Source organism: Rhodococcus sp. 05-2254-2, assembly GCF_002259095.1.
GTDB lineage: Bacteria > Actinomycetota > Actinomycetes > Mycobacteriales > Mycobacteriaceae > Rhodococcoides.
The window spans coordinates 58,175-70,600 of record NZ_NOZJ01000006.1 but is presented as its reverse complement, the minus strand read 5'-3'; the positions used below and the strand labels follow the sequence as shown (position 1 = coordinate 70,600).

Sequence of the window (12,426 nt, the reverse complement as noted above, 5' to 3'; positions counted from 1 at the left end):
ACTTTTCTCCGCTCAGACGATCGCCTGGTTACGCGCCTTCGGGAACTTCTTCTGATGGGCTACCCACCCGGCCATCTTCTCGTGGTGTCCGGGTGCCGGATTGACCGAACTGGTCAACTCGCGGTCCCATTCGGCCTCGGTCAACTGGTCGAGACCGTCGACGATCGCGCGGGCGATGGCGGTCGTCGCCACCACCTGGTCCCCCAGAACTCCGTCGGCACCGACCATGGTGAGCCGAGTCCCGGCGCGACCGACCGGCTGAATCACCACGTTGGCAGAGTTGCCGTGGTCGGCGAGGAAGCTCTTCACCGCCGCAAGCGTTCCCTTGGGAACGTCGTTCGACTCGTTCTTCTCGATGCCCGCACTGTCGATTTCGGTAGCCATGCCGACACGATACCGAGGCCGTTCGCAGTCCCCGCATCGACCCGTCCAGTCGTTACTGATCGGTAACTTCGCCCGCGTGCGTACATCGAGCGGATCGATGCCACCGGGTGCGACGCGCCGGTGTAGAACGGACTTCATGCGTGCCATTCGAATAGACAACACCGGCGGACCCGAGGTCATGAACGTCGTCGATGTTCCGATACCGACGCCAGGACCTGCTCAACTCCTGGTCAGGACGGACGCCATCGGCATCAACTACATCGATACGTACTTTCGGCGCGGCCTGTATCCGCGCGCACTCCCCTACGTTCCCGGCGACGAGGGGTCCGGAGTGATCGATCAGGTCGGGGCGGACGTCACGGACTTTGCTCCGGGAGCTCGCGTCGCCTGGGCCGCAGCACCCGGCAGCTACGCCGAATACGTCCTGGTGGACGCTTCCTCGGCCATCGCGGTTCCCGACGGTGTTCCTGCCGATCAGGCCGCCTCGGCGCTGCTCCAGGGCATGACTGCGCATTACCTGATCGAGTCCACCTATCCCGCCCAGCGGGGCGACACAGTGCTGGTACATGCAGGCGCAGGTGGCGTCGGACTGTTGTTGACGCAGATGGCGGTGGCGAAGGGCGTGAACGTGATCACCACGGTCTCCACGGATGCCAAGGCCGAGCGGTCGACGCAGGCCGGTGCCGCCCACGTGTTGCGCTACGAGGACGACATCGCCGCCCGCGTGCGTGAGATCACCGACGGTGAGGGTGTCCATGCGGTGTACGACGGCGTGGGTGCCGACACGTTCGAGGCAAGTCTTGCGTCGCTTCGGATCAGAGGGACTCTGGCTCTGTTCGGTGCCGCGAGCGGTCCCGTCCCGCCCATGGATCCGCAGCGCCTGAACGGCGCGGGCTCCCTGTTCCTGACCCGGCCCACGCTCGCACATCACATCCGAAACCGGGCCGAACTGGAGTGGCGCGCCGGAGATGTGTTCGCAGCGATGGCCAGCGGCGCTCTGACGGTCGAGATCGGTGCGCAGTACGCGCTGGAGGATGCTGCTCGGGCCCACATCGATTTGGAGTCACGCAAGACGATGGGGTCCATCGTGCTGGTTCCCTGACGCCGACTGTGCCGGACGGCTCGCTCAGGAAAGGATCTGAGCGAGCGTCTGCCAGCCGAGAACGGAGTCGACGGCCAAGCCGCAGAACACCAGTGCCAGGTATTCGTTCGAGAGAATGAACAGCTTGAGCGGCTTGACCGGTGTTCCCGCACGCACGCCTGCGTAGAGACGGTGGGCCACGACGAGGAACCACACTCCCGACGCCACAGCGACGGCTGCGTAGACGATGCCCGAGCCCGGGGCCAACGCGAGCGTTGCGGCAACGGTGGCCCACGCGTAGAGCACGATGTGCTTGGTGACCTTCGTTTCCGAGGCGACAGCAGGCAGCATCGGCACGTTGGCGGCCTGGTAGTCCTCCTTGTAGCGGAGCATGAGTGCCCAGGTGTGCGGCGGCGTCCACAGGAAGATCACCAGGAACATCACCAGCGCCTGCCACCCGATCGTGCCGGTCACGGCGGACCAACCGATCATCACCGGCATACATCCGGCCGCGCCGCCCCACACCACGTTCTGCGAGGTGCGCCGTTTGAGCACGAGCGTGTAGACGAAAATGTAGAAGCAGATCGTCACGACGGCGAGCACACCGCTGAGCAGATTCGTGGTGGCCCACAGCCAGAAGAACGAGAACACACCCAGGACGAGCCCGAAGATCAGGGCGTGCGAGACGGGCATGGCACCGCGCGCGAGCGGGCGCTTCTCGGTGCGCTTCATCACCTTGTCGATGTCTGCGTCGACGACCATGTTCAGAGTGTTGGCGCTGGCTGCGGCCAGCATTCCGCCGAAGAGTGTGGTGAGGATCAGCCAGGGATCGACGTTTCCTCGGTCGGCCAGCAGCATCGCCGGAATGGTCGTGACGAGGAGGAGTTCGATGACCCGGGGCTTCGTGAGCGCGACATACGCAAGAAAGAGTGCGAGTGCTCTGCGCGGGGCGGACGTCGCCGGCGCGGCCTGCGTGGGCTCACCCTCGTCGTCTGCTCCGAATCCGGGGCCGCCGGCGAAACCGTGTCCGCCCGGCTGCTGCCCAATTCGCACTGCGTCTCCTCGCACGACTGTCGTTCTCTGGCGCTCGGCCACTTGCTCGCATGCCACCGGCACGCGGGTTGACTCTTCATGGCGACACTTCGGCGCCTTCGCGCACGCGCCGACCCCCGCGTTCACTATCGCGGCAGCCGACGAACGTACGCCTACTACGACCGATGGTAGACGGCTGGGTTTGCACCTCCAATTCGCAGGGCACCCAAAGTGAGGAATACGTCGCCTACGAGTAACCCGCGCGCAATCGCCCGGGGGAAGGCACGACAGTAGGGTCGGACGGAACTAGGCTGGTGGGGGACGTCCTTCGGCACCGACTGCGCGCGCGCTCCACCCAGGCGCATTGCAGCGGACGCCGAGCGACGATTCCTCGGAGCCACAACTCGAACGAATGTCAGGAGATTTCTGCTCGTGTCGATCACAGACGATATTGACGTCCTCACCACGGCGCACCACCCGAGCGACTGGACGGACCTGGACACCCGAGCGGTCGACACCGTTCGTGTTCTGGCAGCGGACGCAGTGCAGAAGGTCGGCAACGGCCACCCCGGAACCGCGATGAGCCTGGCCCCTCTCGCCTACACCCTCTTTCAGCGCACCATGCGCCACGATCCCACCGACACGCACTGGATCGGCCGCGACCGATTCGTCCTCTCGTGCGGTCACTCGAGCCTGACGCTCTACCTGCAGCTCTACTTGGGCGGCTTCGGACTCGAGCTCGCCGACATCGAGGCGCTGCGCACCTACAAGTCCAAGACTCCCGGGCACCCCGAGTTCCGCCACACCGACGGCGTCGAGATCACCACCGGCCCGCTCGGTCAGGGACTCGCCTCCGCCGTGGGTATGGCCATGGCGGCGCGCCGCGAGCGTGGCCTGTTCGATCCCGAGCCCGCACTCGGCGAGAGTCCGTTCGACCACTTCATCTACGTGATCGCCTCCGACGGCGACATCGAAGAAGGCGTCACGTCCGAGGCGTCGTCGCTGGCCGGTACGCAGCAGCTCGGCAACCTGATCCTGTTCTACGACGACAACAAGATCTCGATCGAGCACTCCACCGACATCGCCCTGTCCGAGAACACGGCCGCGCGCTACGAGGCCTACGGCTGGCACGTGCAGGTGGTCGAGGGCGGTGAGAACGTGACTGCCATCGAAGAGGCCGTCGAGGCTGCCAAGGCTGTCACCGACAAGCCGTCGATCATCGTCCTGCGCACCATCATCGGTTTCCCGGCCCCCACCATGATGAACACCGGTGCTGTTCACGGTGCCGCACTGGGCGACGAGGAGATCGCAAAGGTCAAGCAGGCACTCGATTTCGACCCCGCCAAGACGTTCGAGGTCACCGACGAGGTCATCGGCCACACCCGCAAGCTGCAGGAACGCGGCCGTAAGGCTCACGCCGAGTGGACCGTCGAATTCGACGCCTGGGCCGCGCGCGAGCCCGAGCGCAAGAAGCTACTGGACCGCCTGACCCAGGGCACGTTGCCCGAGAACTGGACCGACGTTCTGCCCACCTGGGAGCCCGGCAGCAAAGCCGTCGCGACACGAGCGGCGTCGGGCGAGGTCCTCAACGCCGTCGGACCTGTCCTCCCGGAGCTGTGGGGCGGCTCCGCCGACCTGGCCGGCAGCAACAACACCACGATGAAGGGTGCGAAGTCCTTCGGCCCCACGTCGATCTCCACCGACGACTGGGACGCCGAGCCGTACGGCCGCACGCTGCACTTCGGCATCCGTGAGCACGCGATGGGTGCCATCCTGTCCGGCATCGTCATGCACGGCCCGACCCGCGCATACGGCGGAACGTTCATGCAGTTCAGCGACTACATGCGGCCGGCAGTTCGACTCGCGTCGTTGATGGACATCGACCCCATCTACGTGTGGACGCACGACTCCATCGGCCTCGGCGAGGACGGACCGACGCACCAGCCGGTCGAGCATCTCGCGGCGCTGCGGGCGATTCCGAACCTGTCGGTGGTTCGCCCCGGTGACGCCAACGAAACCGCATTCGCATGGCAGGCCGTGCTGGCCAAGTCCAGCAGCAGCGGACCCGTCGGTCTCGCGCTGACGCGTCAGGGCATCCCGATTCTCGAGGGCACCAGCTACGAGGGCGTCTCGAAGGGTGGATACATTCTCGTCGAGTCGTCCAAGGCGACCCCGGACGTCGTCCTGATCGGCACCGGCTCCGAGCTGCAGTACGCCGTGGAGGCGCAGAAGCAGCTCGAGGCGCAGGGCATCGCCGCCCGCGTCGTCTCGATGCCGTGCGTCGAGTGGTTCGAGAGCCAGGATCAGAACTACCGCGATCAGGTGATCCCGCCCACCGTCAAGGCCCGGGTGTCGATCGAGGCCGGCATCGCGATGCCGTGGTGGAAGATCGTCGGTGGCTTCGGCGAGATCATCTCGCTCGAGCACTACGGCGAATCTGCCGACGCTGCAACACTTTTCCGCGAGTTCGGCTTCACGGCCGAGGCCGTCACCGCAGCCGCACAGCGCTCCATCACCAATGTGAAGGGATAATTCATGACCCAGAACAAGAATCTTGCAGAGCTCTCCGCCGCCGGCATCTCGGTATGGCTGGACGACCTGTCCCGCGACCGCATCCGCTCGGGCAACCTCCAGGACCTGATCGACACCAAGAGCGTCGTCGGAGTGACCACCAACCCGTCGATCTTCCAGGCAGCCCTGAGCACGGGCGAGGCCTACGACGAGCAGGTGACCAAGCTCGCCGGTGAAGGTGCCGACGTCGAGACCACGATCCGCACGGTCACCACGGACGACGTCCGGGAAGCATGCGACATCCTGATGCCTCAGTACGAGGCGAGTGCAGGCGTCGACGGCCGGGTGTCGATCGAGGTCGATCCCCGCATGGCCCACGACGCCGACAAGACGTACGAGCAGGCCGTCGAGCTGTGGAAGATCGTCGACCGCCCGAACCTGCTCATCAAGATTCCGGCCACCGAGGCCGGAATTCCCGCAATCGCCAAGGTGATCGGCGAGGGCATCAGCGTCAACGTCACGCTGATCTTCTCCGTCGAGCGCTACGAGCTGGTGATGAACGCGTACCTCGAGGGTCTCGAGAAGGCCCGCGCGGCCGGTCACGACCTCGACAAGATCCACTCGGTCGCGTCGTTCTTCGTCTCCCGCGTGGACAGCGAGATCGATTCCCGACTCGATGCGATCGGCACTCCCGATGCCGAGGCGCTCAAGGGCAAGGCCGCGCTGGCCAATGCTCGTCTCGCATACGTGGCGTACCAGCAGATCTTCGAGGTCGCTCCTCGGTTCCGCGAGCTCGTCGGCAGTGGCGCACGTCCGCAGCGTCCGCTGTGGGCCTCGACCGGCGTCAAGTCCGACGCCTACCCCGACACCATGTACGTCACCGAGCTCGTCTCGCCGAACACGGTGAACACGATGCCGGAGAAGACCATGGACGCGGTTGCCGATCACGGCGAGATCGTCGGCGACACGGTCTCGGGCAAGGGACCGGAATCCCAGGAGATCTTCGACCGCATCTCGGCACTCGGTATCGACATCTCCGATGTCTTCCTGACGTTGGAGAACGAAGGCGTCCAGAAGTTCGAGGCTGCCTGGAACGAGTTGCTCGAGGCCACCGGCGAACAGCTTCGCCAAGCAGGTCAGAAGAGCTGACCGACTGTGCCCACCGCAGAAACCGAACCTCTCCACTCCGCGGACTGGCGCAACCCTCTCCGCGACGCCCGAGACAAGCGGCTCCCCCGTATCGCGGGCCCGTGCAGCATGGTCATCTTCGGGGTGACCGGCGATCTCGCGCGTAAGAAGCTCATGCCTGCGGTGTACGACCTGGCGAACCGGGGGCTGCTACCCCCCGGTTTCGCCCTGGTCGGATTTGCCCGACGGGAGTGGCAGAACCAGGACTTCGCCAAGATCGTGCACGACTCCGTGCGCGATCACGCGCGAACACCGTTCAGCGAGGAGGTGTGGAACACCCTCGCCGAAGGATTCCGGTTCGTCCAAGGCTCTTTCGACGACGACGCCGCGTTCGACGAGCTGTCACGGACGCTGACCGAACTCGACGAGACCCGCGGCACCGGCGGGAATCACGCCTTCTATCTGTCCATTCCGCCGAGCGCGTTCCCGGTCGTCCTCGAGCAGCTGTCGCGCTCGGGCCTGGCGCAGAGCAAGGACGGCAATTGGCGACGCGTCGTCATCGAGAAGCCGTTCGGACACGATCTGCAGAGCGCGAAAGAGCTCAACGCGGTCGTGAACCGAGTGTTCCCCGAGGACACCGTGTTCCGCATCGACCACTACCTCGGCAAGGAGACGGTGCAGAACATCCTGGCGCTGCGCTTCGCCAACCAGCTGTTCGATCCGATCTGGAATGCGCACTACGTCGACCATGTTCAGATCACGATGGCCGAGGACATCGGATTGGGCGGTCGAGCCGGGTATTACGACGGAATCGGTGCCGCCCGCGACGTCATCCAAAACCACCTTCTGCAGCTTCTCGCCATCACTGCGATGGAGGAGCCGGTCAGCTTCAACCCCAAGGAGCTGCAATCGGAGAAGATCAAGGTGCTCTCGGCCACCAAACTCGCCGAGCCACTCGACCGAACCTCGGCGCGCGGTCAGTATTCCGCGGGGTGGCAGGGCAGCCAGAAGGTGAAGGGCCTCAAGGAGGAAGAGGGCTTCGACTCCGAGTCGAACACCGAAACCTACGCCGCCATCACCCTGGAGGTGGATACGCGGCGCTGGGGTGGGGTGCCGTTCTACCTTCGAACCGGCAAGGCACTCGGGCGTCGAGTCACCGAGATCGCGATGGTGTTCAAGCGCGCTCCACACCTGCCGTTCGACGCCACCATGACCGAGGAACTCGGCCAGAATGCCCTGGTGATCCGGGTCCAGCCCGACGAGGGTGTGACGATGCGGTTCGGCTCCAAGGTGCCGGGATCGAGCATGCAGGTGCGCGACGTCAGCATGGACTTCAGCTACGGCCAAGCGTTCACCGAATCCTCGCCCGAGGCGTACGAACGCCTCATCCTCGACGTGCTGCTCGGTGAGCCGTCGCTGTTCCCGGTCAATGCCGAAGTGGAACTGTCGTGGAAGATCCTCGATCCCATTCTGGAATTCTGGGCTTCCGGCGGCACCGCGGAACCGTACGAAGCCGGTACCTGGGGGCCTTCCTCGGGTGACGAGATGATGCACCGCACCGGACGCGAATGGAGAAGACCGTGATTGTCGACATCCCCGCCACGACGACGGCCGAGGTCGGCAAGAAGTTGGTGGAGGTGCGCGAAGCAGGCGGTGCGGTGACCATCGGCCGGGTGCTGACACTGATCGTCGCCAGCCGTGATCCGGCCAAGGCCGAACGGGCGATCGACGCAGCGAACGAGGCCAGCCGCGAGCACCCGTGCCGCGTCATCGTGCTCATCCACGGAGACCGATCCGCCGAATCGAGCCTCGACGCACAGATCCGGGTGGGCGGAGACGCCGGTGCATCGGAGGTCGTCGTGTTGCGCCTGAACGGCGAACTCGCCGATCACGAACACAGTGTGGTGATCCCGTTCCTGCTGCCCGATACTCCGATCGTGGCGTGGTGGCCGGACGAGGCACCGACCGTTCCGGCGAAAGATCCGCTGGGGCGCTTGGCAATTCGGCGGATCACCGATGCCACGAACTCGCCCGACACCACGGCGACGATCAAGGGTCGGCTCAGCAGCTACACCGAGGGCGACACCGATCTCTCCTGGAGTCGCATCACGTACTGGCGCGGCCTGTTGGCCACCGCGCTCGACCAGGCTCCGTTCGAGGCGGTCGTCTCGGCCACGGTGTCCGGACTGGCCGAAGAACCCGCACTCGACATCCTGGCAGGTTGGCTGGCCGCCAAACTCGACGTGCCGGTCCACCGCCGTGCGGGTGAGCTGAAGGTGGAGCTGATCAGAGAGAACAGCAGCATCTCGCTGACGCGTCCGCAGACCGGCAAGACCGCAACCCTGCGACGCACCGGTCAGCCCGACGCGGAGGTCGCACTGGCGCGTCGCAACACGCGCGAGTGCCTCGCCGAGGAACTGCGCAGACTCGACACGGATGAGATCTACGAACTCGCCCTGCACGGACTGTCGAAAGTGAGCTATGAGTAAGACATCGGTACTCCAGTACTTGGACGCGCAGGCCCTGGTCGACGCTGCACGATCTCGCTTCGTCGACGTGGTCACGGCCGCGCAGGCCGAGCGCGGCTTCGCATCGGTGGTGCTCACCGGCGGCGGCACCGGAATCGCGCTGCTGCAAGCGCTACGTGAGGACTCCGGATCGATCGACTGGGGCAAAGTCGACATCTACTTCGGCGACGAACGCTTCCTACCCTCGGGTGATCCCGAACGCAACGAGGTCCAGGCCTCGGAGGCGCTGCTCGATCACGTCGATGTCCACCCGGATCGGGTGTTCCGGATGGCCGCATCGGACGGACCGCACGGAAGCGACCCCGAGGTGGCCGCGGCAACGTACGCACAGATCCTGCATTCCGGATCGGAGGGTGAGCCGACGCCCCGGTTCGACGTCCATCTCCTCGGTATGGGCGGCGAAGGCCATATCAATTCACTCTTCCCCCACACCGATGCAGTGCGTGAACAGCACCGCTTCGTCGTGGCGGTCGAGGACTCCCCCAAGCCCCCGCCGGTGCGCATCACACTGACACTGCCTGCGGTTCGCCGCGCACAGCACGTGTGGTTGCTCGTCTCGGGAGCGAACAAGGCCGACGCCGTCGCCGCTGCGGTGGGCGGAGCCGATTCCGACGACGTCCCGTCGGCAGGCGCGCTGGGCACCGAATCGACGGTCTGGTTCCTCGATGCCGGCGCAGCGTCCAAGCTGGACACCGTCTGATCCCACCCGACTAATCGGGGTCGGCAGCGTCGGGGTCACATCCCGGCCGCTCGCAGTCGTAGTCGCCGACGCCCCGGGCATATCCTGATATCGAACGACCGATCCGCCTACTGCTCCCGCGGTAGGCGGATCCGTCTCTCCAGGTATCGATCGAACTACTGCACTGCGTCATACCTCGTTGGACGCGATCGACCGACAACCGGTTCCTCGCCCCTCGTGCGTGGCTAACCGCTGTTGCGCAGCGCCGTCGCGAGACCGTTCATCGTCAGCAGAATTCCTCGCTTGACCCGTTCGTCGTCGTCACCGTTGCGGTATCGACGCAGCATCTCGACCTGCATCTGATTGAGCGGCTCCAGGTACGGGAAGCGATTGTGCACCGAGCGCTCCAGCGACGGGTTGTCTTCGAGCAGGCGACTGTGACCGGTGATCTTCAGGTACATCCGCACCGTCGTGGCATGTTCGGCTTCGATCATCCCGAAGATCCGCGCGCGCAGGTCTGCGTCGGGAACCAACTCCGCGTACCGAGCCGCGATGCCCAGATCCGATTTGGCCATGACCTGCGCGAGGTTGGACAGAACGGTCTGGAAGAACGGCCACTTTCGGTACAGCTCGGTCAGCACCTCGAGCTTGGAATCGTCGTCGCCGACCCACTCCTCGAATGCCGAACCGGTGCCGTACCAGCCGGGCAGCATCACCCGGCACTGACTCCACGACATCACCCAAGGAATGGCACGCAGGTCGTACACCGAGTTCGTCGGCTTTCTCGATGCCGGACGGGAGCCGATGTTCAGCTCACCGACCTCGGCGACCGGTGTGGACGTTCGGAAGTACTCGACGAAACCGGGCTCCTCGTGCACCAGCCGGCCGTAGGCCGCACGCGCCTTCGCGGCGAGGTCGTCCAGGATGTCGTATGCGGCTTCTGCGCCGTCTCCGAGACCCTCCACATCCAGCAGAGTCGATTCGAGAGTTCCCGCGACCAGAGACTCGAGATTTCGGCGCGCCATGGACGGCTCGGCGTATTTGGCCGCGATGATCTCGCCCTGCTCGGTGAGCCGCAACGAACCCTGTACCACTCCGGGCGGCTGCGCCAGGATCGCGTCGTAGCTGGGACCGCCGCCGCGGCCGACCGTACCGCCGCGACCGTGGAAGAGCCGCAAGCGAATACCCGTCTTGCGTGAGGCCTCGAGTAGATCCAACTCGGCGCGGTACAGCGCCCAGTTCGCCGCGAGGTATCCACCGTCCTTGTTCGAGTCCGAATACCCCAGCATGACTTCCTGGTTCATGCCGCGCCCGGCCACCAGCGCGCGGTAGATCGGAACGTCGAGCGTGGCGAGCAGGGTCGCGGCGCCCTGCTGCAGATCCTCGATGGTCTCGAACAGTGGCACGACACCCACTGTCGACGTCGGTGCCGAGCCGTCGGTGCCGGGGTCGAAGATTCCTGCTTCCTTGAGCAGCAACGCCGCTTCGAGCATGTCACTGACCGACTGACACATGCTGATGATGTAGTTCTGGATGGTGTCGGGGCCGAGGTGATCGATGGCCTCTTTGGCGGCCCTGACGATGCCCAGTTCCTTGGTGGCGAGTTCACTGAGCTGCGCGTTGGGGCCGACGAGCGGCCGCCTGGTCGCAAGTTCCTGCGACAGAACCGAGACCCGCTCGTCCTCCCCGAGGGACATATAATCGGAGTGGACACCGGCCCAGGCCAACAGCTCGGCGACCACCTCTTCGTGGGTCTCGGAGTTCTGCCTCATGTCCAACGCCTGCAGATGGAATCCGAACGTCTCGACCGACTGCCGAAGCCGCAGCAGACGATCGTCGGCGATCAATGCATCCCCGTCGGCGCGTAGAGCCCGATCGATCACGTCGAGGTCGTCGAGAACGTCTTGCGGACCGGCGTACTTCTCCGCACCTAGGTCGATCCCGGAGACCGGCACCGCGTCGAGCACAGCCCGGGCGGTGGCCGTGAGCCGCGCCCGGATACCGGCGACGGCGACGCGATACGGCTCGTCCGATCGACGGTCGTCCGGCTCGGTCGATGCGCCGGCCAGAGCCTCGAGATCCTCGGTGACATCCACCAGACGCGCGGACATCGACAATTCCTTCTCCAGCGCGACCAATTCGTCGAGGTAATGCTCGAACGCCACGTATCCCGCTTGATGGGTCGCGGTGTGGACCACCTCTGCGGTCACGTTCGGATTGCCGTCGCGGTCGCCGCCGATCCAGGAACCGGGCCGGAGAATGGGGCGCGGCAGTAGATCCTCCTCGGGCCACCGTGCCCGCAGCGCTGCCCGCACGTCGGCGTTCAACGCCGGCATGACATCGAACAGGGAGGACTCGAAATACCGGAGGCCGACCTCGATCTCGTCCTGAATCCTCAACCGTGACAACCGAATCAGAGCCGTCTCCCACAGGGTCAGTACCTGCCTGCGGATCTGTACGTCGATGGCGGCCAGTTCCTTCGCCGCAGTGGCGGCCTTGCCCTCACGTGCCGCAGCGGCGACATCGCGGCGCCGCATCAGCTCGGTGATTTTCGACTGCACATCGAACACGGTGCGTCGACGTGTTTCGGTGGGGTGCGCGGTGATCACCGGCGCGACCAACGCATCCGTCAGGGCCGCGGCCACCTGCTCGCGCGACGGTGCTGCGGCATCGATCTTGAGCCAGGTGGCGTCGAGACTGCTGTTCTGTGGCGGGTCCTCGCGGTCGAGGTGAATCGCTCGACGACGTTCGCGGTGTAGATCCTCGGCAAGATTGGCCAGCAGCGAGAAGTGACTGAACGCGCGAATCAGTGGAACTGCCTGTGCCACTTCGACGTCGGTGTAACGTCCGACGGAATCGTCGCGTTCTATCTCCGACCTGCGTACCGCGAAGGATTCGACGCGAGCCGACTCGATCAGCTCGAAGACGTCGTCGCCCTCGTGCTCGCGAATGATCTCACCCAGGATGCCGCCGAGATAGCGGATGTCCTCACGGAGAGGCTCTGTCAACTCCCGACCCTGAGCTGTCGGTGGGACGAAGGCTGGGGAACCGACTGACTCGTAGGAGGATTCGCTCATCCACCC

At 65.2% G+C, this 12,426-nt stretch carries 9 protein-coding genes; 6 read left to right on the top strand and 3 right to left on the bottom strand.

The annotated features are described in order from the left end of the window. Positions 1-12: 12 nt before the first annotated feature. Positions 13-384 (bottom strand): hypothetical protein, encoded by a 372-nt coding sequence (locus tag CH283_RS08155; RefSeq protein WP_068050522.1) that lies wholly within the window; start codon positions 382-384, stop codon positions 13-15. Between the two features lie 136 nt (positions 385-520). On the opposite strand from CH283_RS08155, the gene CH283_RS08150 reads away from it, so the two are divergent. Continuing rightward, on the top strand, positions 521-1,486 hold the full coding sequence (locus CH283_RS08150) for a quinone oxidoreductase family protein (RefSeq protein WP_094641869.1): 966 nt from the start codon (positions 521-523) through the stop codon (positions 1,484-1,486). Positions 1,487-1,510: 24 nt separating this feature from the next. Here CH283_RS08150 and CH283_RS08145 read toward each other — a convergent pair whose 3' ends face one another. Then, positions 1,511-2,518, bottom strand: coding sequence for a heme o synthase (locus tag CH283_RS08145; RefSeq protein WP_068050518.1), 1,008 nt, complete (start codon positions 2,516-2,518; stop codon positions 1,511-1,513). Between the two features lie 411 nt (positions 2,519-2,929). Between CH283_RS08145 and tkt the strand changes: the two genes are divergently transcribed. The 5 genes from tkt to pgl are packed head-to-tail and all read left to right on the top strand — an operon-like array spanning position 2,930 to position 9,364. Then, entirely contained in the window at positions 2,930-5,029 is a 2,100-nt protein-coding gene (gene tkt / locus CH283_RS08140) for a transketolase (protein ID WP_068050519.1), read from the top strand. Between the two features lie 3 nt (positions 5,030-5,032). Further along, positions 5,033-6,157: a transaldolase gene (gene tal / locus CH283_RS08135; RefSeq protein WP_094641871.1), complete on the top strand. Its 1,125-nt coding sequence runs from the start codon at positions 5,033-5,035 to the stop codon at positions 6,155-6,157. A 6-nt stretch (positions 6,158-6,163) separates the two neighbouring features. Next, positions 6,164-7,720 (top strand): glucose-6-phosphate dehydrogenase, encoded by a 1,557-nt coding sequence (gene zwf / locus CH283_RS08130; protein ID WP_094641873.1) that lies wholly within the window; start codon positions 6,164-6,166, stop codon positions 7,718-7,720. Then, complete coding sequence (gene opcA, locus CH283_RS08125; RefSeq protein WP_170946023.1) at positions 7,717-8,625, top strand: glucose-6-phosphate dehydrogenase assembly protein OpcA; 909 nt, start codon at positions 7,717-7,719, stop codon at positions 8,623-8,625. Before zwf ends, opcA begins: the two co-directional genes overlap by 4 nt. Further along, the gene (pgl, locus tag CH283_RS08120) at positions 8,618-9,364 is read left to right on the top strand and encodes a 6-phosphogluconolactonase (protein WP_068050524.1); all 747 of its coding nucleotides are present in this window, start codon (positions 8,618-8,620) and stop codon (positions 9,362-9,364) included. The genes opcA and pgl overlap by 8 nt, the downstream gene beginning before the upstream one ends. A gap of 224 nt (positions 9,365-9,588) precedes the next feature. On the opposite strand, the gene ppc is transcribed toward pgl, so the two are convergent. Next, the gene (gene ppc, locus CH283_RS08115; RefSeq protein WP_094641875.1) at positions 9,589-12,420 is read right to left on the bottom strand and encodes a phosphoenolpyruvate carboxylase; all 2,832 of its coding nucleotides are present in this window, start codon (positions 12,418-12,420) and stop codon (positions 9,589-9,591) included. Between the last annotated feature and the right edge of the window lie 6 nt (positions 12,421-12,426).